The following is a 24,840-nucleotide window of genomic DNA, read 5'->3' as shown; positions in this document are numbered from 1 at the left end:
TATGGAAAATAGGGATGAATCACGCAGCATTCGGACAGACATAAGTGGCATCATCGTCAAAGGTTTTGGTTATCTTTTCATTACATGTTTTTCGATATGCTGTTTATTACCCTTCTTGCTCGTGCTTGGCACCTCACTGACAGCAGAAGGCACGATCAAGAAGTACGGCTTCAACTTGTGGCCGCGCGATTTTAGCACCTTTGCCTACAAAATCGTGTTCGAAAACCCTGATCTCATTATTGGTTCCTACCTTGTCACGATGGGAATCACCATTGTTGGAACGGTCTTTGGTCTCTTTCTCGTGGCGATGACGGGTTATGCGCTGCAGCGCCCTGACTTCGGCTATCGAAATGGCATTTCGTTTTTCATTTATTTCACAACGCTGTTCTCCGGCGGCCTTGTGCCCTTTTACTTGCTGATGACGCAATATTTGACGCTGAAGGACAATTATCTTGCTATCCTTCTTCCGGGACTGCTTAGTCCATTTCTCATCATCATGATGAAAAGCTTCGTTCGTTCAATCCCGCATGCCATTACCGAATCAGCAAAGATCGATGGAGCAGGCGACTTTACCATTTTTCTGAAGCTGATTTTGCCAATGACTACGCCGGCGTTAGCAACCATCGGGCTGTTTATCGCTCTTGGTTACTGGAATGAGTGGTACAACTCGATGCTGTTCCTCTCGGCGGATATGAAATACAGGCCGCTTCAGCTGTTTTTGTACAATGTCGTAACCAGCGCTGACTTTATCCGCAATTCGTCCGCTGCATCCAATGTGCAGCTTCGTGATATGCCGCTGGAATCGATGAAGATGGCTACCGCGGTGGTTGCGACCGGCCCTGTCATTTTGTTCTACCCATTCGTGCAACGGTATTTTATTAAGGGAATTACAGTGGGTGCTGTAAAAGGCTGATGTGCCGCAGGCCTGCAAGGGTCTCTTCACATAAAGGGCGAAGCCCGAATCATGAAAACAAAGGGGAGAAGTGAGATGTCGAACGTCAAGAAGATTTCCGCTCTGCTAATCGCTGTAATGATGATCATCAGCCTTGCGGCCTGTTCCGGCAGCAACGGAGATAAAAAGGAAAGCGGCAATAAAGGGAGTACGAACACGGAAAACGGCAATAAGGGGAGCACGAACACGGATGATGGCAATAAAGCAGCTGATACCTCCAAATTCGTAAAAATCAGCTATGTCGTACTTGGCGATAAGCCGAAAAACGGCCAGTTCGAGAAGGTGCTGGCTGAGGTTAATAAACTGATGAAGGAAAAAATCAACGCCGAGCTGGAGTGGAAATGGGTCGAGTGGGCAGATTGGCAGACGAAATACAATCTGCTGCTGGCATCCGGCGAAGCGGTGGATTTGATTACGATTGGTACGGACTGGCTTGATACATGGGGCAATGCACAGCGTGGTGCGTTTATGAATTTGAATGATTTATTGCCGCAATATGCGCCGCAAACCTGGAATTCAATTCCTGAAGAGGACTGGTCAGAGAGCAAATATAAAGGAAATATCGTTTTGATTCCAGAAAATGATTACACACAGTGGGTTAACCATGGCTTCTTCTACCGTGGAGATTGGGCGAAGGAAGCAGGCATAACGGATCCAATTAAAGACTGGGAAGGCATTGGCAAATACCTGCAATATATTAAAGATAACAAAGAAGGCGTTATTCCTTGGGATGCTGTTGCAGCAACAAGCACATTTGGCGGATATGCAGCGTCCTATACGGATCAATTAGAGCTTCCAATTTCAACGGGCTATTTGCCAGTGTACACGACCAAATCATTTGAAGAGAAATATACGGTAGTGAGCCCTGTATTCGAAGACACATTCCTTAATTTCGCAACGTTAATGAAGGAATGGGCAGATAAAGGCTACTGGCGTGAGGATGTGCTGAACAACAAAAACGACAACCGCTCCGCGCTGCGCGCTGGATTGTCGGGACTAGATCAGCATCATACACAAACGTTTGGCGGGCTGCGCGTTAATATGGATAAGGATCAACCAGGCTCTGAGCTGCAAATGTTCCCATTTGCTCGTACAGGCGGCAATAACTTGACGGAGCTCTCCATCACGCACGGAGGAACATCGCTTGGAGCGCACAGCAAAAACCCTGAGCGCGCTCTAATGGCTTATGATTTAATTCGCAATGACGAGCAAATTTATCATTTGATCAACTACGGTTTGGAAGGCGTTCAATACGAAGTGAAAGACGGCAAACGCCAACAGCCAGCAGCTTATAACGAGGCTAAGGATTCCTTTTATTCGGATTTCTGGGGTGGACGTGTCGACAAATTCGAAATTCCGAGCGTAACAACTTGGGATCAGCTCGAAGAAACATTGTACGCGGAATATGACAAAATCAAAAAACCTTACCCTTATGGCCAATTTGTATTTGATAAAACGCCGGTAGAAGCTGAATTAACGGCGATTACACAGGTTTCGGGCGAGATGGGGCCTGCGATTACGTATGGTAAAGCAGGAGACCCGGCTCAAGCCGTAGAGCAATTCCGCAGCAAGCTGAAAACAGCTGGCTACGACAAGGTGCTTGCAGAATTGCAGCGCCAAATGGATGCATACAAGAAGCTGATCGAAGGTTAACGAATAGATAGTTTGCGAAGCGCAATAGGGGTTTCCAAGCACGAAAGTGCGGGGCTCCTGTTGCGCTTTTTTCAACACCTTTAAGAGAAAAGCGTCCTTTTGGTCAATTATAATCAATTGGCGGGGTATGCTTGGTTAACCTCAGTAAAGTAGCGCTTTCATTAATAATGCTACAATTAATCTATAACCATGTAAGCTAACCCAAATCTATGATAAAGGCGGCGAAGAAATGAACTTATCAAATATTGCAGTACAGTTGTACACGTTGCGTGACTATTGCCAGAATGAAGCGGATTTGGAGCAGACGCTGCGCAAGGTAAGGGAAATCGGTTATGAAGCGGTTCAAGTATCGGGAATAGGGCCTATTGCTCCAGAAAGAGTGAAGCAATTAGCAGATGCCGAAGGGCTTCGTATTTGTGCTACACATGTAAGTCTTGATTCTATGGTCAATGACTTTGACAATACCGTGCAAATGCATAAGCTGTGGAACTGTAAGTATGTTGGGTTAGGCTCTATTCCGGATGAATACCGCACTAGCGGGGAGGGCTATTCCACCTTTGCGAAGCAAGCGACAGAAATTGGAAGAAAGCTGCAGGAGCATGACTTGCAGTTTATTTATCATAATCATCAGTTTGAGTACCAGAAGTTTGCAGGCAGAACAGGAATGGATATTTTGCAGCAAGAAAGTGACCCGGCTGCAGTTGGATTCGAGCTCGACACCTATTGGGTACATGTTGGCGGTGTAAATCCGGTGGATGCGATTCATCAGGTTAAAGGCCGTATGGGTGTTGTTCATCTCAAAGATTTGGAAATCGTTGATTATAAGCAAGTATTCGCCGAAATTGGCGAAGGAAACTTAAATTTCAAAGCGATTATTGAAGCATGCAGAGAGATTGGAGTAGAGTGGTATGTAGTCGAGCAGGATGTATGTAGACGTGATCCGTTTGAGAGCTTGGCTATTAGTTTTAACAATTTAAAACAATTTCTATAGGAGCAATGTTAATATAGAAGCGAGAGGATGATAGAGATGAAAATCGGCATTATTTGCGACGATTATTGGCACCCCGGCAAGCTGATCAAGGAAGGCTTGGAGCCGCTCGGCAAGCAAGGTTTTCAGCTCGATTATACCCAGCATGCATCAGAATGGTCGCGCGCATGGATGGATCAGCAGGATGTGGTTGTGCTTGCCAAGTCGAACCAAGTGTCGGCAACAGATACAACGCCTTGGCTCACTGAGGAGATTCAGCTGCAATTCCAAAGCTATGTCGAGCAAGGCAAAGGATTGCTGGTGCTGCATGCAGGAACGGTGGGCTATCGTGATGAGCCTGTTTTCTTTGAGCTTGTAGGCGGGGTATTCCAGCATCATCCGGCCGCTTGTTCCGTTACGATCGTTCATAAGGACGAAACGCCATGGGACAAGGCGCATGCACAGGACTTTACGGTACATGACGAGCATTATTTTATGGAAGTTATCGACGATCGCATTCAAGTGTTGATGACTTCGGAGTCAGAGCACGGCACGCAGCCAGCGGGCTGGATAAGAGAGCAAGGTGAAGGAAGAGTTTGCGTGCTTACACCAGGGCATCTCTTATCCGTGCTGCAGATGGAAGAGTATCAAGCAACGATAAACCAAGCTTTGAAATGGTGCGGTGGAAGCGACCGATAATAGGGAGCTACCAACAAATGTACATTTTTTATTCAGAGGAGTGAATAAGGATATGTCGGTACAAACAATTAAATGGGGCATCTTGGGTCCGGGCTGGATTTCCTCAAAGTTTGTTAAAGATTTAGCATTTGCAGAGGGTGCAGAGCTAGTCGCTGTTGGTGGGAGAAACCTAGAGAAGGCAGAGCGTTTTGCCAAAGAGTATAATATCCCACGCGCTTATGGCAGCATTGAAGAGCTGACGCAAGATTCCGAGATCGATATTGTTTATGTAGGAACGCTGCATCCCATCCATAAAGATAATGTGCTCGCCCTATTGCGTGCTGGCAAAGCTGTCATTTGCGAGAAGCCATTCACAATGAATGCGGCGGAAGCAAGAGAAATCATAACATTAGCCAGAGAAAAACGAGTATTTCTTATGGAAGCGATGTGGACACGGTTTTTACCGCCAATCCTTAAGGTCATGGAATGGATTGCGGATGGTAAAATCGGAGAAGTGCGAATGCTTAAAGCTGACTTTGGCTTTGATATCGGCTGGGCGCCGGAAAGCCGTCTGCTTGATCCTGCGCTGGGCGGCGGGGCACTGCTGGATGCTGGTATTTACCCTGTTTCCTTCGCATCATTAATTTTCGGAGGGGCGCCATCCAAAATTATGAGCAGTGCTCGTCTTGGCGAGACGGGAGTAGACGAGCAGTTTTCATTGTTGTTTGAATATGAAGGTGGACGTACTGCATCGCTGAATGGAGCGGTACAGCTGGAAATGGTTAATGATGCTTATATTTATGGAACGAAGGGGCATATTCATGTGCCAAACTTCTTGTTCGGTAAATCAGCATATTTGCACCCGAAACAGGGTGCTGCAGAGTCGATCGAGGACGACCGTGAAGCAGAGGGTTATTCATTTGAAGCTGAGGAAGCGATGAATGCGCTCCGTGAGGGAAGGCTCGAAAGTTCAATCATTCCGCTGGATGAGACGCTAGCAATTATGGAGACGCTGGATACGATCAGGAAGCAGTGGGGTCTTCGTTATCCTGCTGATGAATAATTGTAAAAAAAGGAGTAGGCTGCGTATGCGCCTACTCCTTTTTTTATCAGTATCGCTGCCTCTAAGCAGAAGCCTTCTAAATCGCTTATGCTTTTACCGCTTGAAGCCATGCTTCAGCAATGAGTGCGGCACCAGCAGGAGACGGGTGAACACCGTCGGGAGCCCAATAAGCCGGTCCTGTCTGCGTTGCAGCCTGTGCGAACAAACCATCAAGCGGAACATAAATGGCTTTAAATTCTCCAGCGAGCTCGCGGACAGCTTGAATTTTTGGATCAAGATCTTCACGCCATTGCTTCTGGCTATCATTTACTGGAAGCACGAAAGGTTCGACTAGAACAAGCTTAGCGTTCAACTGCTCCTTTGCTCTGCTCAGCAAGCGGCGGTAAGTGGTATAGTATTCCTCCGTGCTAAGTGGATCATTATTGTCATAGCGGCGCCAAGTATCATTAATGCCTACATAAACAGACAACAGGCTTGGTTTCAAATCAAGGCAATCCACTTCCCATCTCCGCTCCAAATCAATGACACGGTCACCCGATATCCCGCGGTTCAGAAACGTAGCTTGTTTCTCAGGATATTTACTCGTAAACAAAGACGTTACAAGATTTGCATAACCCGATCCTAGATTTGCCCAGTCATTTCGGTTGCGGCCAGCATCCGTGATGCTGTCGCCTTGAAATAGAACAATTGCGTTTTGATCGATTAATGTCATTTTTTAGACCTCCAATGAGTTCAAATACTAGTCTTCATAAGATAAAACATGTCTTGAAGCGGGATAGCTGTGAGCGCTTTCTATTTGTCAGCAAATTCATAATACAAAGGATTCCATTCTCTGGTCAATAAGCAGCTGTTTTTTCTGCCATAAAATAAGAAACAATTATAACTGAAGTTTCTATTTAACTTTTCTGTTATTTCCTATTTAATAGTATAGAGAAGGATAAATAGATTGGGGCAGCATTTGTTAATGGTGCGTAAACATTTTTGGGAATATTCAGAAAACTTTAAAATATACTATAAACTAGAAGAACAGAAACAGCTAGAATGATTTTATGTTTTTCCTCCTATTTTTTTCATAAAATCTTAATGTTCTTGCTCTATAATCGAATTAAGGGAGTGATGGGAATGATCTCTTCTTACTTCAATGAATGGCTGGATGAATATAATGATTATATGAGATTATACACGCTTTTTGGCGACGAGTATTACCTCGAACAAGCTGGTGAAGCGTTAGCCGCGCTAAAGGCTTTGGTCCTTAGAGCTGAGCGTCATAAAAATATTCTTCGGAAAATCATGAGCGATAAGGTTCATGTTTATTAAGAATAACAAACGAAGAGCATAACGAAATTTAAAATTTAAAAGCCATCATAAGAATCCAAGTGCCGGATTAATGGTATACTGATAAGTAATGATAACGAGGAACAAGATTCTGATAGATGCTTTAGCTGCATTTTATGAGGTTTAACTCGGCATAGAAGACATGATGGAGTGATAATATGAGTAGTACAAAGGGTAAAGGCGGAACCGGCAGAGGAACGGACAAAAAAGGCTGGAATCGCTGGCAAGCAGGGGAAAAAAAGAAGTTAGCGAAAAAGGTATTTGGCAGAAACCAAGGCGCTAAAGGCGCTGAAGGCGAAAAAGGTAAAACGGACGATAAAAATACGCCTAATGCTAAAAGCGCTAACATGACTAAGGGCAGTACCGTATTTAAAGGCGGAAGCGCGGCTAAGGGCAGAAAATAGAAATAACAAAGAGCAGCCTGCGTGTGAGCCATGGTGCTCTTATGAAACGAAAGACGGTTAGACAGGGAAGTTCTCTGTTTAACCGTCTTTTTCTCGTTGTCCTGCCGATATTTAAGTTTTATAATGGTACTATTGCTTGGATAAAAATGTGAATTGTATTTATGAATAATGTTCAGCGAGGTGGCTTCATCATATGAGTGACTATCAATCCATAATGCTTCTGCTCTTCTTTATCTTTCCTGTCATGTATATGATTGACACCGCTTTAGTTATTATAAGACGAAACGCTAAGCATATTGAGAATCGTCTTGCCTTTCTTACCATTTGTTTGCTGGCGAGTATGATTTTTTTTCAATACCTCGAGCAGCTGTTATCTGCCGAATATGCGCTGAATATTTCTGCTTATATGGTTTACCCGGCTTCTATAGCCGCGGTAAGCATGAGCGTTTTGCTTCATCTTACGGCAACAAACAGTTATCATCGACTTTCTCGATGGAGCACCATAGGCATAGCTTTTATACCATTTATAATGTATTTTCTGCTTCTAGCCATAAGAGGAAGAGAATATTTGCTTGAAGGGGTTCGTATAGAAGGTTTTTGGAAACAAATCGAAGTTGCTCCAGCTATGACTGTTATTTATGGTTTTTTGGTCATGTATTCATTGCTTAATATAGCTATTTGTCTAATAGCCCATTATAAAGCGAATAATAACGTTGATCGAAAACGATTTATGGTGCTGTTTAAAGCCAATCTATTTTACCAGCTGGCGACGATCGGGGTTTTAATTGTATATACTGCTTTCTCGCCTTATGTTTATATTTCAGATTCAGTCATTTTTTTGACAACGATAATATGGAGTATTTCACTTCGTGTCTATATGAAAAATGATTTCTTGCCTTCTACATCCAAAAAATATGAGCTGCTCTATCATTTTTCCCCCACCGCCATCATTATGATCGACAAAAATATGATCATGAAGGAAGTAAATCCAGGTGCGCTTCGTATACTTGGATTTGAGAAGGAAGAGGAGCTGGAAAATCGCTCTTTATCTGAATTCATCGTTATGAACGAACGCAAAGACATGGAGGAAGCCTTTGCTGCTTCCTTTCCGAAGGATGCATGGAGAAACCGTGAGCTGACCATAGTGAATCGAAAAGGCCAGAAACGTGCGATTTTGGCTGATACGGAAATGATGGCTGAGGGTAAGGACTGGTTTTTGTTAATGGTCATTCGGGATATTACGCAGCAGCAGGAAGAATCGCGTCTCATACATTTTTTGGCACATCACGATACATTGACTAAGCTGCCTAACCGCTATCATTTTAATCGAGAGCTGGAAGCTTCGTTGAAAGCTGTGAAATCATCAAAAGCGCTGCTCGGAGTCATGCTTATTGATTTGGATCGCTTTAAGCTGATAAACGATACGCTTGGACATCAGTTTGGTGATCAGGCTTTAATTGACGTTGCTCAGCGCCTGCGCCAAAATGTGGACCATCGGCATTTGCTTGCCCGTCTGGGCGGAGATGAATTTATTATTTTAATTAAAGAAGCGGAAGAATATGATGAGATCGTGTCGCTTGCCGAAAACATTCATCTAGCCTTTCAGCTGCCGATTACGCTTCAAGGGCAAGATTTCTACTTAGGCGGCAGCATTGGAATTAGTGTCCATCCATTTGATGATGACAGCTCTGATGGGCTTATCAAGAGGGCAGACATTGCCATGTACAATGCGAAACATAGCGGAGGCAATCAGTATCGTTTGTATACGAATGAGATGATTGCTCTAGTACAGCGTGACGTCAAGCTGGAGAAGCATCTTCGCAAAGCACTGAAACGCAAGGAATTTGTTCTCCATTATCAGCCGCAGATTAATTTGGCGAGCGGGCAGCTAATAGGGGCCGAGGCGCTTATTCGCTGGCAATCGGTAGAGCTTGGCATGGTGCATCCAGGAGAATTTATCACGCTGGCAGAGCAAACGGGATTAATTAATGAAATCGGACAATGGGTTATTGCGGAAGCTTGTCAGCAGGGTAAACTGTGGCAGGAGCAAGGCTGGAATGATTTTATGCTGTCGGTGAACGTTTCGTCGAGACAATTCATGCAGCCGGATTTCGTAAACAAGGTTCAGGAGATTTTGCGCAGCAGTGGCCTTGAGCCTGATCGGTTATGCTTGGAGATTACGGAGAGCATGGTCGTTAATAATTTAAATGTAGCTAGAAAGATGCTCGATGAGCTTGTTGCTTTAGGTATACATATCGCCATTGATGATTTTGGTACAGGTTATTCCTCATTAAGTGTGCTAAGACAGCTGCCGATTGCTATTATCAAAATTGACCGCTCCTTTATTACAGACATGGATGCCTATCAAGGCGGCTTATCCATCGTGAAGACGATTGTGTCGATGGGGCATGACCTGCAGAAGCAGGTGGTTGCGGAGGGCGTAGAAACATTGGATCAATATGAGCAGCTGAAGCAGCTTGGCTGCGACAAAGCGCAGGGTTATTACTATCATAAGCCGCTCCCATTGCTAGAGTTTAATAAACTATTAATCGCTAGGTGATAGATCGGAAGTGCATAAACGAAGGCTGCCAGCTTCAAGCTGGCAGCCTTTTTTCTGTATGGCATTAGAGCATCTCGGTATCAATAATGCGCCAGTGATGCTTAAGTGTAGCTTCCAAGGCTTCTTTATCCTTCTCTTTGAACAAGTTAAGAATTTTTCGATGCTCCGCATTTACTTGCTTTAGCACGTTTGCGAGCTTTGGTTTGTCTTCACTTGCATAGGATTGACGAATAAAGCTATTTTTTAATGAATTTAACGTTTCAATTAATACAGGATTATCGCATTTTTTTATGTAAATATCATGGAAGTTGTATTGGTCCATATGATAATCGGAGAAATACAGCTTGCTAATATCAAGATCAATTTTGTCGACAAGCCTTTCCATTTCGATGAAGTCAGGCTGCTGAAGTAAATCAATACATAAGGTAGCAGCGAGTGCATCCAACACTCCAATAATTCGGGAAAAATCGAGTTTTTTCTTGGAATCGAAGGCTTTGACAGTGAAGCCGCGTCTAGGTAAATAATCTAGGAGATTGTCGGAGGATAGTTGAAATAATGCTTCTCTGGTAGGCGTACGGCTTATATCTAGTTTTTTGCAAATTTCAGCTTCATTAACTTTTTGATTCGGCAGTAATGTGCCATCTTGGATTTTTTGAGCGATATACTCGTAAACATGGTCTTTTAACGATTGGTATTTAGGTGATTGCATGTAGGTTCCCCTGTTCTAACTTACTTTAATGAGGTGAAGTTGTTTGCTGTTTAACTTTTATATGGGATAGAGAAATGTCTTAGATGATTGAACATGTATTCGTACAGTAGATGATTTCACTATTTTATCATCTGATCCAGATATTAGACAAGCGTATGAATATGTCGAAAGGTGTCATAATAACTCACATTGAAATAACTATTTTTAATGGAATCATAAAAAAACATTGTAGATAGTGGAAACCGATGTTATAATAACTTCCATCATACATGTATATTGTATACAGATTTAACTCCGTATTCAATTCGGGGGATTTTAGACTAAATCAGATAATGAATTGGGAGAGATGGAAATGAAAAAGAAATTATCATTGCTGCTTATTTCGGTTATGGTCGTCCTTTCGGCATGTGGTCAAAACAATAAGGAAAATACGCCAGCTGCAACGAACAATAACGCGGCAACAGATCCTCCAGCAGTAGAGAAAACAACGCTTACCCTGGGTACAAGTGCAGATTACGCACCCTTTGAGTTCCATAAGATAATAGACGGTAAAGATACGATCGTAGGTTTCGATATTGAAATTGCTAGAGAGATAGCAAAAGATATGAATGCTGAGCTCAAAATTCAAGATATGGACTTTGATGGTTTGCTGCTCGCACTTGATACAGGAAAAGTAGATATGGTTATTTCGGGTCTGACGCCTACGGAAGAACGTAAAAAGAACGTTGATTTCTCTGAAATCTATTACCTGACTAGCCAAGGCGTTTTGGTGAAAAAGGACCAAACTGAGCAATTCAAGTCATTGGATGATTTGAAAGGCAAAAAAATCGGTATTCAAAAAGGCTCGATTCAAGAGGGGATCGCACAGGAAATCGCCGATGCGAAGCTAACGGCATTGGCTAAAATTCCTGAACTGATTTTGGAGCTGAAGAGCGGTCGTGTAGATGCCATTATTCTAGAAAAACCGGTTGCGGATCAATACGCAGTGGCCCAAACGGATATTGCTGTGTCTGAAGTGAAGATAGAGCAGCCCGTAGAAGAAGCTGGCGTATCCATAGCTGTTAAGAAGGGCAACCAAGATTTGCTTAATAAAATTGATGGAACGATTGCTCGTTTGAAGGAAAGCGGCGAAATTGATCGTTATGTCGTTGAGGCCAATGAGCTGGTTGGCGAATAAAGAGCGGACGGAGTAGTTGGATATGGATTTAAACTTCGGTTTCATGGCTGAGTATTGGCCGATTTTTTTGAGAGGAGCCTTGGTCACGCTGGAGCTGTCTTTCTTCGGCGTGGCACTAGGCACAGTGCTTGGGGTTGTCTTTGCATTAATGCGAATCTCGCGCATCTGGCCGGTTAAGTTTTTGGCCTCTACCTATATCGAGATCATACGAGGAACCCCGATGCTCGTGCAAATCTTTATTATTCATTATGGACTGACTGGATTTGGTGTAAATCTTCCGCCTTTTATATCCGGAGTGGTGGCGCTTACAATTAATAGTTCTGCCTATATGGCTGAGGTATTTCGAGCGGGAATCGAAGCGATCGACAAGGGTCAGACGGAGGCGGCTCGATCCTTGGGGCTGAGCAGAGGTATGGCGCTTCGGTACATCGTGCTGCCGCAAGCTTTCCGCAACATGCTGCCGGCAATCGGCAATGAATTCATTATTATTATAAAAGATTCCTCGCTTATATCCGTCATAGGCATTGCGGAGCTGATGTTCAATGCTCGGACGGTTCAGAGCGTCACCTTCTCGCCGATGGAGCCGTTGTTAATCGCCTGCGCTTTATATTTTATCATGACATTTACATTATCCAGGCTGCTTGCTGTGCTAGAGAGGAAGTTGAGAAGCTGATGATAGTCGTAAAAGGGCTGCGCAAATCTTATGGAAAAAACGAAATATTGAAGGGGATAGACACGGTAATTCGCAAAGGCGAGGTTGTTGTTGTTATCGGACCAAGCGGATCGGGGAAAAGCACCTTTCTTCGTTGTTTGAATCGATTGGAGGAGCCGTCGGCTGGTCATATTCAGCTGAATGATCGTGAAATTATAAATAAACAGTCGGAGTTAAATCGGATTCGTCAAGAAATGGGTATGGTGTTTCAGCATTTTAATTTATTTCCGCATATGACTGTCTTGGAAAATTTAACCCTTGCTCCGCGTAAACTAAAGAAGCTGAGCAAAGAGCAGGCAAATGTAGAAGCTGTGGAGCTGCTGCGCTTAGTGGGGCTCGAAGACAAGAAAGATGCCTATCCAGATCGTCTCTCAGGCGGACAAAAGCAGCGTGTTGCGATAGCGAGAGCGCTTGCCATGCAGCCTAGCGTGATGCTGTTTGATGAACCAACGTCAGCACTCGATCCTGAGATGGTTGGCGAGGTGCTTGAAGTGATGCGGAAGCTTGCTCAAAACGGAATGACGATGGTTATTGTAACGCATGAAATGGGTTTTGCCCGCGAGGTTGGCGATAGGCTGCTGTTTATGGATGACGGCTGCATTGTTGAAGAGGGAGTGCCGCTGAAGGTATTCCAAAATCCTCAGCACCCGCGAACGCAAGATTTTTTGGCAAAGGTTTTATAGCAGCAAGGTCGTTTAGTTTGTAAATTCCTGGTGGTTAATAATCAATCCAGGTTTTTTTATAACAGTAATTGAATATTGTATACAAATTTGCAGGGAGTGATTTCATCGATATGACATCTACCAAATCTACAGCGGTTGTCATGGAGCAGTCGGATCGATACGGCGCACACAATTACCATCCGCTGCCTATCGTCATTTCGGAGGCTGAAGGTGTCTGGGTGAACGACCCTGAAGGCAATCAGTATATGGATATGCTCAGTGCGTACAGCGCTCTTAATCATGGTCATAGGCATCCAAAGATTATTCATGCACTTAAAGATCAAGCGGATAAAGTAACGCTCACTTCACGAGCTTTTCACAATGATAAGCTGGGCGAGTTTTATGAAAAACTCGTTAATTACACGGGTAAAAATAAAATTTTGGCAATGAACACGGGAGCAGAAGCGGTGGAAACCGCCATTAAGGCGGTTCGTCGCTGGGCATATCGCGAGAAAGGCGTGGAGCACGACCAAGCGGAAATTATCGTTTGTATGGGCAATTTTCATGGTCGGACGATAACGGTCACTTCCTTCTCATCAACGGATGAATACAAAAAGGATTTTGGGCCATTTACGCCAGGCTTCAAGCTAGTTCCTTATGGCGATTTGGCTGCTCTTGAACAGGCGATTACGCCAAATACAGCTGCCTTTCTAGTTGAACCTATTCAAGGGGAGGCGGGCATCATTATTCCGCCGGAAGGATATTTGTCAGGAGCTTATGCATTGTGCAAACAAAATGATGTGCTGTTCATGGCCGATGAAATTCAAACCGGTTTTGGACGTACAGGCAGACGCTTTGCGTGTGATTGGGAAAATGTAACACCAGATGTTTATATTATGGGCAAAGCGCTGGGCGGTGGGGTGATGCCCATTTCGGCAATCGCCGCAAACGATACGATTTTAAACGTGTTTGAGCCAGGTTCGCATGGATCTACGTTTGGCGGCAACCCGCTGGCTTGTGCCGTCTCTGCAGCAGCGATTGATGTCATTGAGGAGGAAAAGCTGGCAGATCGTTCGGATGAACTGGGGAAATATTTTCGAGAACAATTAGCTGAAATTAGTTCACCGCATATTGTGGAAATTCGCGGTAAGGGCTTGTTTATCGGTTTGGAGCTTGATACAGCAGCGAGGCCATACTGTGAACGTCTGATGGGGAAAGGGCTATTGTGCAAAGAAACACATGACACGACCATAAGGTTCGCGCCGCCGCTCATTATTACGAAAGAAGAGATCGATTGGGCGATAGAAAGGATTGCGTTTGTGCTTCAATCCGAATAAGGGATGAATTTGCGGACGGAGACAGCTTAAGGAAGGGGATGTTCACTATGGGAAGCATTGGGGAAGCGAATCTTAACAAGACGGGGAGGACGGATTTTATGGCGAATAAAAAAGTGAGACTCATAAGCGTTCCGTTCTGGATGGGCGGAAGCCGCGCAGGATCGGAGCTTGGACCGGAAAGCATTATTCAATCAGGGCTTGCGCGTCAAATCAGAAGTATGGGATTTGATTTAGTTGGCAACTACGAGGTCAGCTGCCCGAGGCATGGCGTGCTTGATCCGAAGCAGCCCAAGATGAAATATTTTCCCGAAGTGAAAGAGATGAGCGGGCTAGTAGGGGAACAGGTCTATCGCGCAGTGCTTGCGGACTCTTTTCCTCTCGTATTAGGGGGGGACCACAGTGTTGCGATTGGCTCGCTAGCTGGTTTGACTGGTCATTACAATAATTTGGGCATTATCTGGTTTGATGCGCATGGCGACTTGAATACGGAGGAGACCACTCCATCCGGAAATATGCACGGTATGCCGCTTGCGGTAGCGATGGGTCTAGGGAAGTTTAAGCTTTCCGATATACCGGGAGCTGGACCGCTCATTAAGAAAGAAAATGTAGTGATTATCGGAGCGCGTGATTTGGATCATTACGAGAAGGAGCTTATTCGCTCAGAAGGAATTGCTTGCTTTACGATGCATGACATTGATCGAATGGGCATGAAGGCAGTCATGGAGAAAGCGATAGAGATTGTGAGCAGCGGTACGGATGGCGTGCATGTAAGCTTTGATATGGATTGTATGGACCCGGCGGAAGCTATCGGTGTAGGAACGCCGGTTCCAGGTGGAATAAGTTATCGCGAAGCGCATTTAGCGCTGGAGCTGTTAGCTGAAACAGGCCGTGTAACCTCTATGGATATTGTGGAAGTAAATCCTCTGCTGGATGTAGGCATGCGTACTTCTCGGCTTGCGGTTGAGATGGCTACCTCTCTGCTTGGCAAACGAATTATATAGAATCTAGGCGGTTAGGGGACGAGGGCTCGCTATGGAAAAAATGATGAGGAGCTTTTTTCTGACTCTCGGCAAAAGCAGGCGAATTGGGGGCTTGGCGCGTAAATATGGCCTCAAGCTGGGAGCTAGCCGATTTGTAGCTGGGCTTGAGATAAGCAGCGCCATTGAAGCGGTCAAGAAGCTTAATAAACAAGGGAAAAGGGCAACTTTAGATCATTTAGGCGAATTTATTCGAGGCAAGGAAGAGGCAGCCCATTCCGCAAATATGTGCTTGCGCACGCTTAAGGCAATTGCTGCTTCTAATGCAAATGCGAACTTATCCTTAAAGCTTACAAGCTTAGGACTGGATCTGGACAGCAAGCTGTGCGAGGAGCATATGAGAACGATATTGGATGCCGCTGCAAAAATGAACATTTTTGTTCGAATCGATATGGAAGATTACTCACACTGCCAGCCTGCTCTTGATCTATATAAGAAGCTGCGAGAGTCATATGACCATGTAGGTATCGTTATTCAAGCTTATCTGTTTCGTTCGGAGCAGGATGTTCATGAGCTAGGACTTAATCGTGCCAACCTAAGGCTGGTGAAGGGCGCCTATAAAGAAGCTGAAGAGGTTGCCTATCCGCAGAAAGCGGATGTCGATCAATCCTTTGAGAGATTAATAAAGATGCATTTGCAGAGCGGCAGCTACACAGGGATAGCGACCCATGATCGCACCATCATTGAGACCGCAAAAAGGTTCATCAAAGAGCAGGGAATTCCAGTGGAGCAATTCGAGTTTCAAATGCTTTATGGCATTTGCGAGGAGCTGCAGGATGAACTCGTTCGCGATGGTTATAGAGTAAGAATCTATGTTCCTTACGGTGAAGATTGGTTTGGTTATTTCATGCGCAGGCTCGCTGAACGACCTGATAATGTTTGGTTTGTACTGAAAAATATGTGGAAGTAAAGGGGAATGACAATGAGAGAATGGAATGTAACGCCATTTGTTACTGAACCGATGACTGATTTTGGCAATGCTGAGAACCGTGCCGCCTTTCTGGAAGCTATTGCTCATGTGAGAACGGAATTAGGCAAGCAATACCCGCTGCATATTGGAGGTCATGCCGTCCATACCGCCGATTATATTGTTTCGCGCAACCCGGCAAAGTCGGATGAAGTAGTTGGCGAAGTGGCAAAAGCGAGCCAAGAATTAGCTGAACAGGCGATGAAGTCAGCGCTTGCTGCTTTTGAAACGTGGAAACATACATCGGTATGGACACGGGCGAGCTGCTTGATGAAAGCCGCAGCGCTCATGCGGGAGCGGAAGCATTATTTTTCGGCGTGGCTCGTAATTGAGTCGGGTAAAAACTGGGCAGAAGCCGATGCAGATACGGCAGAAGCGATTGATTTTATGGATTATTATGCACGTGAAATGTTGAAATTAGCGGAAACCAATGAGCTTAAACCGCTGGTTAAACTGGCAGGTGAAGACAATCGGCTGACTTATATTCCGCTTGGTGTCGGGATTGTTATTCCGCCTTGGAATTTCCCGCTGGCAATATGCGCTGGGATGGCTAGTGCCTCTATTGTTGCAGGCAACACGATTATTATGAAACCTGCATCTACAACTCCGATTATTGCTTACAAGTTCTATGAGCTGATGGTGGAGGCGGGGATGCCTGCTGATGTTATTCAGTATTTGCCGGGAAGCGGTGCAGAAATCGGCGACTACTTGACTAGCCATCCGAAGACTAGATTCATTAGCTTCACAGGTTCGAAGGAAATAGGGCTGCGTATTAATAGGCTGGCTGCTGAACAAGCGCCGGGACAAATATGGATGAAGCGAGTTGTTGCGGAAATGGGCGGGAAAGACGGTATTGTCGTGGATGAAACGGCCAATATCGATGCTGCTGCTGATGCTATTGTAGCTTCTGCATTCGGGTTTCAAGGACAGAAATGCTCGGCAGGCTCAAGAGCCATTGTTGTAGCGGATGTGTATGATGAGCTAATTGAAAAAGTGAAAGAAAGAACGAGCAAGCTTGTTATGGGATCCCCGGAAGAGAATGCGGCAATCGGGCCTGTTATTGATAAAGCTTCTTTTGACAAGATTTTGAATGCCATTGAGAGAGGCAAGAGTGAAGGTAGATTGATAGTAGGCGGAGGAAAAGGAATAGAGAGCGGCTATTTCATAGAGCCAACGGTATTTGCTGATGTTGCTCCAAAAGATTCGTTAATGCAAGAAGAGATATTCGGGCCTGTACTAGCCATTGCTAAGGCGAGGGATTGGCAAGAGGCTATCCGTATATACAATGATACGGAATTTGGGCTGACAGGAGCTTTTTTCTCGGCTGAAGAGGATCGTATTCAAGCAGCGCTGCAGGAAATGCATTGCGGCAATCTATATATTAACCGTAAATGTACGGGAGCATTAGTAGGCGTTCATCCCTTTGGGGGATTTAATATGTCAGGTACAGATTCAAAGGCTGGCGGACATGATTATATGCTATTGTTCACGCAAGCTAAACTTACGTCTATTAAACTATGAATGAATAATGGACGGTATTCTTAAAGTTTAATGTCATATAAAATAACATAAAAGATTGATTTTTATTGAATTTTGATCGAATATCTGAAAATATCATTGTCTATATGGAATGTTGATGTTACACTATCTCACGTAAAGAAGTATATTGTATACAAATTTTGACGCTTTACCCACATATACATAAGGCACATCCTAGATTAAGTCAAAATTGATTAACGCAAAGGCGGAATGGGAGTGGTGAGTATAGCATCGTCGATCTATAGTTTGGCTGCACTCTACTTATTCGATTAATTGCTAGACAAAAAAGGAGGAAGAACATGCCTAAGAAGATTATCTCTCAAAAGCTTCTCGCACTCATGCTTTCCTTAATGCTTATTTTCTCTATCATTGCTCCTGGTGCTGCATATGCACGAGAAGGTGCCGATACAGGTTCGGTTCCTGCTGAGGAGACTGCCGCTGCTCCAGAAACAACGGTGCCTGAAGAAACTTCGGATACGGAGCCGCTAATCGTCTCTGCACTTGCTGAGCCGGAAGATTCGGTTGGTAAAAGTGCTTATGATTATCTTAATTATATGGCGACCACAATCGGTGCTCGTGTTGCGGGCTCAGCGAAAGAGGTTGAAGCCGGAAATTATGTGAAGGCTGAATTTGAAAAGCTAGGCCTTGATACAACGGTACAGCCGTTCAGCTATACTCGCGGTGCGACAACGGTTAATTCAAATAACATCGTAGCGACTAAAGTAGGAACGTCGCCAAAGGTTGTAATCGTAGGCGCGCATTATGACTCCGTCAGCGCGGGCAAAGGTGCTGATGATAATGCGTCAGGTGTAGCGGTTATGCTGGAATCAGCGAAAGCAGTGTCCGAGCTAGCTACGCCGTATACGATTAAATTCATTGCGTTTGGCGCGGAAGAGCAAGGACTTAGAGGTTCTCAATATTATGTGTCTCAAATGACTGCTCAAGATAAGAAAAACACAGTTGCAATGATTAACCTCGACAGTGTGGCTGTCGGCGACAATATGTACATTTATGGCAGCAATGGTTCAAAAGGTTTCGTTCGTGACCTAGGCCTTAGCATTGCTGACCGTCTTGGTCTTTCCCTTATAACTAATCCAGGTGAAAACCCTAAGTATCCAGCTGGTACAACGGGAGACTGGAGTGATCATGCGCCATTCTCGAAAGCAGGCATTCCTTACGCCTACTTGGAAGCGACGAACTGGAGCCTTGGCGACAAGGATGGTTATACGCAAACTACACTGGATGGAGAGATATGGCACACAGCAAAAGATACTCTTAATTATATCGAGTCTGCTTATCCGGGAAGAATCCAAGAGCATTTAACGACATTTACAAAAGTGCTCACAGGCATTCTTCTTGAAGTACAAGAGCTTCAACTAAGCAAAGATAAAGCATCCATAACAGAAAAAAGAACGATTGACGTTTCATTCGAATTGCCAGCAGGCGTAACGCTTGCAGATCTGAAATGGAGCTATGGCGACAAACCTCTGACCGAATGGAAGAAGTGGGGCACGAACTCGTATTCGGGAGACCCATTCATCTATTTGGAAGGGACGCCAGTGCTGGATGGAACGACGGTTAAAGCGCAAGTTACGTTTGACCTTATTTACAACACAACCAACTTGTCAGGCTCTCACCGCTCCAGATACCCGGCAATGCTTGGTACTCGTGATTTTGCTGTTCTAGATCAGAAAGGCCGCACCATTGCGACAGCACCTATTAAGCTTAATGTTTATGACAGCTATCATTCGTATGATGAAATTAAACCAGAGATTGATGCGATTACAGCAGAAATTAATGCGAAAAATAATCGCTATGTCGAAACACAGGTTCTTGGCCAATCCGTGCAGGGCAGAAACATTTATTTTACGATTTTGGCAAAGGACAAAGCGTCTGTAGACAAATACTTAAATGAAACGATGCCTGCTATGATGAATGATCCGAAGGGCTTGCAGGATAAAATCAAAAATGGCACGTTCACCGACTATAAAGTTCCAGTATGGCTTAACAATATCCATCCGGATGAAGCGCCTGGCGTTGACGTTATTCTTAACTTCTTCCGGGAAATGGGGATGAAGGATAACATCACGTTTAATACGAACGAGGATGCTGCTAATCCGCTGCCCGTTACGTTAAACGTAAATGATGCGCTTGAAAATGCTATTTTCCTAATGAATTTTACGGAAAATCCAGATGGACGTTCATTGAATACGCGGGCAAATGCCAACTCGTTTGACTTGAACCGCGATAATTCCTATCAAACGCAGCCCGAAACAAAAATCGTAACGAAAGAAATTGCCAAATGGTCGCCGCTTTCCTTCTTGGATATGCACGGTTTCGTAGGCAGCTTCCTGATCGAGCCGTGTACGCCGCCGCATGATCCGAACTTCGAGTACGATCTATTGATTGGAAGCATGCTCGAGCAAGCGAATGCGATGGGTAAAGCAGGTATTGCTAATACCAAATATACAAGCTACGAAATTCCGTATGAATCTCATCAAAACAACAACGGGCCTAATAAATCAGGCTGGGACGATGCATCTCCTGCGTATACAGCTGTTTATGCGATGCACCATGGTGCATTAGGTCACACGCTGGAAATACCAGAGCTTAACGAGGATTCAACGACTGCACTCTTCTATGCGAGCGTTGCAGCAACCAAGTATGTAGTAGAAAACAAAGAAAAATTGTTTTTGAACCAGCTTGAAGTTTATAAGCGCGGAGTCGAGAATACAGACAGCCGTACCGTTGATAAATATTTGACGAATGCTGCTGATCAAGTCATTGGCAGACCGCGCGGAGCAGAAACTAATTTCTTTCCAGACTATTATGTTCTTCCTGTAACAAGCGAATTGCAAAAAAACCGCCTAGCAACATATGAAATGGTTCAGTACTTGCTGAGCAATGGCGTGAAAGTCGAACAAACCACGGCACCTGTGACGATTGGCGAGGTTGTTTATCCAATTGGCTCTTACGTTGTCAACATGAAGCAAGCGAAGAGGGGTTATGCTAACCTCGTCTTGTATGATGGCTTTGATGTATCGGATTTCTCTGAGATGTATGCGGAAATCGTTCAAAGCTTTGCTGATATGAGAGGTTTTGATCGTTATGTTGTGCGTCAGGATGGAGCCTTCTCCGGTAAAACGACGAGCGTTACTGGAGTCGTAATCCCAGAGACAACCATTCCAGGCGACGCAGAACAGTATGTCATTAGAAATACAAGCAATGCGGCCATTAAAGCAGTAAATGAATTGCTTGCAGCTAAGAAAGCAGTAACGATGCTGAGCAAAGGTGCTGCAGGTTACGAATTAGGAGATTTCCTCGTTTCCAAAGCGGATCTCCAGTCTATTTCCAAAAAATATTTGTTAGATGTTATCGCTTTTGACAGTAAGAACAGCAAGGAAGGGCCGCTGCTGAAATTAACGACGGTATCCGCAACAGGAGTCCCTGCTTTTGTTCTAAAAGATTTGGGCTTCCCTGTGACAACGGATATGGCGGCAAGCGATGTACTTATTAACACAAGCGGACAAGCAAGCACGAACCTGATCGGTGAGGGCAAGCCTTATATTGGATTCGGAAGATCGGCAATGAACACGATGAAGGGTTCGACGCTGCTGCCAGGATTCGATTTCGCAACGACAGGAAGCTCTCATGAAGGGTTGTTCAAAACAGAGCTGGATCAGACGCATTTGATTACGGCTGCGTACGATGCAAAAGAATACTTCTACACCGCATCGGGTTCATGGATCACTTCTACTCCTGCAAATGCGAAGGTGTTGGCAACGGCAAGCACGGATGCTGACTTCTTTAAAGCAGGCTGGTGGCCTGGAAATGATAAAGTAAAAGGTAAAACGATTGGCTTCACCTACAAGAAAGGCAAAATTAATGTCACCTTATTTGCGAATGATTTGCTGAACAGAGCACACCCGCAAAAGCAGTTCAGAGTAGTAGCCAATGCAATATTCGCTGCGGCATCTGCTGAGGAGACGGGACCTGTTGTAACACCGGACCCAGGCACCGGCGGACCAGGTCCAGTTGTAACACCAACGCCAACACCGACTCCTAAACCTACGCCAACGCCAGTTGACGTTCCTGAGTTTAAAGATTTAGGAGCTGTCGAGGCATGGGCTGGAGACGCAATTAAGGAGTTGGCTGGAAAAGGCATTATTACAGGTATTAGCAGCACATCATTTGCACCGCTTAAACAAGTAACGCGAGCTGAGTTTTTGACGATGCTTGTTCGCGCTTATCAATTAGCGGATGAGAGTGCCACTGCAAACTTCAGTGATGTGAAAACGTCGGATTGGTTCTACGCTTCAGTAGCTGCAGCAGTGAAAGCAGGACTGGCTCAAGGTGTAGGAGAGGGCAAATTCGATCCAAACCGACCAATTACACGTGAGGAAATGGCTATTATGGCTGCGAACGCGTTGAAGCTCATCAATAAGGATGCAGCAGCAAGTGACGTAGAGGGTGCCTTAAGTAAATTTAGCGACCAAGCTAAAATGGCATCGTATGCGAAAGAAGCGATTGCCCTTCTGACAGAACAAGGCGTGATCAACGGCATGACGGACGGCTCCTATGCTCCAAAAGGCATAGCTAACAGAGCGCAAGCAGCCGTTATCATTAGCAAGCTCCTTAAGAAAAATTAAATTATAGCAATAAATAAAGGGCTGCCAGCGGCAGCCCTTTTATTTAAAGCTTTTTCATGAAGTACATATTGCCTCACAGAAAACGTAAGGAGGACGGCATAGATGAAATTGAATAGTGGGAGCAAACGTAAATTAACGATAGCCAATAAGATTTACGGCAGTTTTTTTGCTGCAATTGTTTTTATTATGCTTCTATTATGCTTTATTTTTTATAATCTCAATAACCTTAATAGATCCTATAATGAGCTTATTAACAATAATGTAGCCGTCCTTATGAATATGGAGTCTATTCAAAGAAATGCCGTTCAGCTCAATAGCAGCTTTAGCGATTACTTATTGAATAAAAATAAAGACATGTTAAAAGAAATGGATGCGGTAAGTGCGGATATTGTTAGTCAAGCAAAGGCAGCACAAGCTTTGATACAAAATGAGGAAGATATTAAAGCGCTTGACGCCCTTCTGGGCTGGAACAATCAATACATGGAACGGGTAGCAGCGTTTAACGATGTGGAGCAGTTAAAAGCCACTTCTTATGCCAACACACGCGTTTTCCCTTTGGCCAAGCTAATTCGCACCAATGCGATTAAACTCGCTCAAACACAAGAGAGCGTTATGGCGGAAAAGGTACTGGCAAACGACAGGGAAGTTAATCAGTCAAATATTTCTATGCTTGTCGGAAGTATTCTCCTTATTGCGGTGACGCTGCTGCTGGGTACACTGCTTTCTAGAAATATTTCCATTCCCATTAGACGTTTGTCTGGATTAGCTGTGGCCGTAGCCAGCGGTGATTTGCGCAGCACGCCTCTTCACATTCGAAATAAAGATGAAATCGGTTCATTAGCAGACTCGTTTGATAGTATGAGGAGCGGTTTGCAGGAGATGATAGAGCAGGTCAATCAGGCTGCGAAGCAGCTGGCAGCAAGCTCGGAGGAGATGCGTGAAGGAGCCAAACAAACCTCAGCAGCTACGTATTACATCGTTGAATCGACGCAGCTGGTTGCTGCATCAGCAGAGGAGCAGCTGCAAGGTTCAGAAGCAATTTCAACAGCGATGGAGGACATTGTCGATGCAATTAGAAGCATAACATCCGCGGTAACGGTGATTTCGGAAACGTCAGAGCAAGCCATTCTTATCGTAGATGGCGGCCATTCCTATATGGAGCTTGCCACCCAAGATATGAGCAGCATTGATCAGATCGTCGATGAAACTGCGAATTCGATGGAAAATGTGAAGGAAAGCGTGCAGCACATCGAGAACATCGTAGCATTAATTGCATCCATTTCGGGTCAGACTCGGCTGCTTGCATTAAATGCAACCATTGAAGCAGCAAGGGCAGGGGAACATGGCTTAGGGTTTGCTGTAGTAGCGGAAGAGGTTAGAAACTTAGCGAAACAATCGGAAGAAGCGTCAAAAAAAGCGTCTAAGCTGCTCGGCACTGTACGCAACAATACAATGCAGGCTGTTTCTATGATGGATAAAGGGAAAAATGAAGTGAAAAAGGGAAAGCGTTCATTGATCGAGACAAGCAGCCAATTCCAGCTTATCCGCAGTTCAGTGAGTGAGGTAGCGAGCCAAATTCAAGAGATTGCTGCGTCATCCATACAAATATCTACAGGCTCGCAAAACATTGCTGCTTCCACTTCAGCCAGCGCGAAGCAGGCTAATGAATCATCAGCATTGACGCAAAGCGTATCTGCAGCAACCGAAGAGCAGCTAGCGTACATGGAGGAAATAACAGCATCGGCAACAACGCTTCATGCCGCAGCGGGTGATTTGCAAAGCCATGTCTCTAAGTTCAGAATGGTATAACTGGTCGAAAGCCCCGAGCGAACCGCTTGGGGTTTCTTGCTGTCGTCCTTTTTATTTCTGGACACAGCGGCATACGCCCAAACCCAAATTAGCTCCTTGGCATAGGCTGTTATCATCACATGAAATCAAGGAGCTTAATCCGAATGCCAAAAACGACAACAAAACCGGAGATAACCGAATTATCGTCTGATGATCTTGCTATATGGGCTGCAGTTATATTAGTCATTGGCGATTTATTTGGATTGTTTGCCGTCATAAAAGCAAAAGAGGAAAAGGAAGAGCTGCTTTAAACCTTTGACCATGATGATTCAGCTAGTCACATAAAAGTATTCTAAAAATTTCAATATAAAGGAGAAAAGTTGATGGCAGATAAAAAAGAGATTAAGTCTGAAGAACTGGCCAAGCTTTCAGCATCGCTTTCAGCCGTAGGTTATGGATTAATCCTGCTTTCGCTTGAGAGGGCAGATCAGGAAAACCTGGAGCGCAAGGGGAAGGAAAATGAGAAGATGTCAGCAGCAGTAAATCGGTTATATCGACGTTTCAATGGATAAAGAGGGCGGGGATGAAGGGTGAACATAATCTCTCCTTCAATGATTACGTAAACAGCCCCTCGCATATCGCAAGGGGCTG

The 24,840-nt window shown here is 44.7% G+C and carries 20 protein-coding genes and 1 pseudogene; 19 read left to right on the top strand and 2 right to left on the bottom strand.

Annotated features, from left to right (window positions below; all coding sequences use genetic code 11):
* Position 1 precedes the first annotated feature (1 nt).
* The 5 genes from AC1DOV_RS29565 to AC1DOV_RS29545 all read left to right on the top strand — a co-directional run bounded on the left by AC1DOV_RS29565 (position 2) and on the right by AC1DOV_RS29545 (position 5,313).
* Positions 2-913, top strand: coding sequence for a carbohydrate ABC transporter permease (locus AC1DOV_RS29565; RefSeq protein ID WP_076270355.1), 912 nt, complete (start codon positions 2-4; stop codon positions 911-913).
* A 75-nt stretch (positions 914-988) separates the two neighbouring features.
* The gene (locus AC1DOV_RS29560; RefSeq protein WP_477528017.1) at positions 989-2,605 is read left to right on the top strand and encodes an ABC transporter substrate-binding protein; all 1,617 of its coding nucleotides are present in this window, start codon (positions 989-991) and stop codon (positions 2,603-2,605) included.
* Between the two features lie 229 nt (positions 2,606-2,834).
* Entirely contained in the window at positions 2,835-3,596 is a 762-nt protein-coding gene (locus AC1DOV_RS29555; RefSeq protein WP_477551755.1) for a sugar phosphate isomerase/epimerase family protein, read from the top strand.
* Between the two features lie 36 nt (positions 3,597-3,632).
* Positions 3,633-4,271, top strand: coding sequence for a ThuA domain-containing protein (locus AC1DOV_RS29550; RefSeq protein ID WP_477551754.1), 639 nt, complete (start codon positions 3,633-3,635; stop codon positions 4,269-4,271).
* A gap of 52 nt (positions 4,272-4,323) precedes the next feature.
* Entirely contained in the window at positions 4,324-5,313 is a 990-nt protein-coding gene (locus tag AC1DOV_RS29545; protein WP_477551753.1) for a Gfo/Idh/MocA family protein, read from the top strand.
* A gap of 85 nt (positions 5,314-5,398) precedes the next feature.
* On the opposite strand, the gene AC1DOV_RS29540 is transcribed toward AC1DOV_RS29545, so the two are convergent.
* The gene (locus AC1DOV_RS29540; RefSeq protein WP_441884424.1) at positions 5,399-6,025 is read right to left on the bottom strand and encodes an SGNH/GDSL hydrolase family protein; all 627 of its coding nucleotides are present in this window, start codon (positions 6,023-6,025) and stop codon (positions 5,399-5,401) included.
* A 410-nt stretch (positions 6,026-6,435) separates the two neighbouring features.
* Between AC1DOV_RS29540 and AC1DOV_RS29535 the strand changes: the two genes are divergently transcribed.
* The 3 genes and pseudogenes from AC1DOV_RS29535 (at position 6,436) to AC1DOV_RS29525 (ending at position 9,612) form a co-directional block, all read left to right on the top strand.
* Positions 6,436-6,630, top strand: coding sequence for a hypothetical protein (locus tag AC1DOV_RS29535; protein ID WP_076270361.1), 195 nt, complete (start codon positions 6,436-6,438; stop codon positions 6,628-6,630).
* A 176-nt stretch (positions 6,631-6,806) separates the two neighbouring features.
* Positions 6,807-6,891 (top strand): annotated as a pseudogene (locus AC1DOV_RS29530) (DUF3934 family protein); the annotation flags it as partial.
* Positions 6,892-7,245: 354 nt separating this feature from the next.
* Positions 7,246-9,612, top strand: a complete 2,367-nt coding sequence (locus tag AC1DOV_RS29525) for a putative bifunctional diguanylate cyclase/phosphodiesterase (RefSeq protein WP_477551752.1) — start codon at positions 7,246-7,248, stop codon at positions 9,610-9,612.
* 64 nt (positions 9,613-9,676) lie between these two features.
* Here AC1DOV_RS29525 and AC1DOV_RS29520 read toward each other — a convergent pair whose 3' ends face one another.
* Entirely contained in the window at positions 9,677-10,321 is a 645-nt protein-coding gene (locus AC1DOV_RS29520) for a GntR family transcriptional regulator (RefSeq protein WP_339205204.1), read from the bottom strand.
* A 352-nt stretch (positions 10,322-10,673) separates the two neighbouring features.
* Here AC1DOV_RS29520 and AC1DOV_RS29515 point away from each other — a divergent pair, with 352 nt between their 5' ends.
* From AC1DOV_RS29515 to AC1DOV_RS29465, 11 genes are all read left to right on the top strand, one after another.
* Positions 10,674-11,498 carry a transporter substrate-binding domain-containing protein gene (locus AC1DOV_RS29515; protein ID WP_477551751.1) on the top strand — a complete coding sequence of 275 codons (825 nt, stop codon included), beginning with the start codon at positions 10,674-10,676 and terminating at the stop codon, positions 11,496-11,498.
* Positions 11,499-11,520: 22 nt separating this feature from the next.
* On the top strand, positions 11,521-12,171 hold the full coding sequence (locus AC1DOV_RS29510; protein ID WP_477551750.1) for an amino acid ABC transporter permease: 651 nt from the start codon (positions 11,521-11,523) through the stop codon (positions 12,169-12,171).
* A complete protein-coding gene (locus AC1DOV_RS29505) occupies positions 12,171-12,893 on the top strand; it encodes an amino acid ABC transporter ATP-binding protein (protein WP_477551749.1) in 723 nt (240 codons plus the stop codon). The genes AC1DOV_RS29510 and AC1DOV_RS29505 overlap by 1 nt, the downstream gene beginning before the upstream one ends.
* A 110-nt stretch (positions 12,894-13,003) precedes the next feature.
* A complete protein-coding gene (locus tag AC1DOV_RS29500; RefSeq protein ID WP_477551748.1) occupies positions 13,004-14,209 on the top strand; it encodes an ornithine--oxo-acid transaminase in 1,206 nt (401 codons plus the stop codon).
* A gap of 47 nt (positions 14,210-14,256) precedes the next feature.
* A complete protein-coding gene (gene rocF, locus AC1DOV_RS29495) occupies positions 14,257-15,210 on the top strand; it encodes an arginase (protein ID WP_477551747.1) in 954 nt (317 codons plus the stop codon).
* Between the two features lie 31 nt (positions 15,211-15,241).
* Positions 15,242-16,156, top strand: a complete 915-nt coding sequence (locus tag AC1DOV_RS29490) for a proline dehydrogenase family protein (protein WP_477551746.1) — start codon at positions 15,242-15,244, stop codon at positions 16,154-16,156.
* Positions 16,157-16,168: 12 nt separating this feature from the next.
* Positions 16,169-17,734 carry an L-glutamate gamma-semialdehyde dehydrogenase gene (gene pruA / locus AC1DOV_RS29485; protein WP_477551745.1) on the top strand — a complete coding sequence of 522 codons (1,566 nt, stop codon included), beginning with the start codon at positions 16,169-16,171 and terminating at the stop codon, positions 17,732-17,734.
* A gap of 317 nt (positions 17,735-18,051) precedes the next feature.
* On the top strand, positions 18,052-22,401 hold the full coding sequence (locus tag AC1DOV_RS29480; RefSeq protein ID WP_477551744.1) for a M20/M25/M40 family metallo-hydrolase: 4,350 nt from the start codon (positions 18,052-18,054) through the stop codon (positions 22,399-22,401).
* Between the two features lie 102 nt (positions 22,402-22,503).
* Complete coding sequence (locus AC1DOV_RS29475) at positions 22,504-24,210, top strand: methyl-accepting chemotaxis protein (protein ID WP_477551743.1); 1,707 nt, start codon at positions 22,504-22,506, stop codon at positions 24,208-24,210.
* Positions 24,211-24,353: 143 nt separating this feature from the next.
* Positions 24,354-24,500: a hypothetical protein gene (locus AC1DOV_RS29470; RefSeq protein ID WP_179089894.1), complete on the top strand. Its 147-nt coding sequence runs from the start codon at positions 24,354-24,356 to the stop codon at positions 24,498-24,500.
* 72 nt (positions 24,501-24,572) lie between these two features.
* Positions 24,573-24,761 carry a hypothetical protein gene (locus AC1DOV_RS29465; RefSeq protein ID WP_076270373.1) on the top strand — a complete coding sequence of 63 codons (189 nt, stop codon included), beginning with the start codon at positions 24,573-24,575 and terminating at the stop codon, positions 24,759-24,761.
* Positions 24,762-24,840: the final 79 nt, after the last annotated feature.

Source organism: Paenibacillus sp. 01T47, from assembly GCF_056398245.1.
This window is presented reverse-complemented; position numbering and strand designations above follow the sequence as displayed.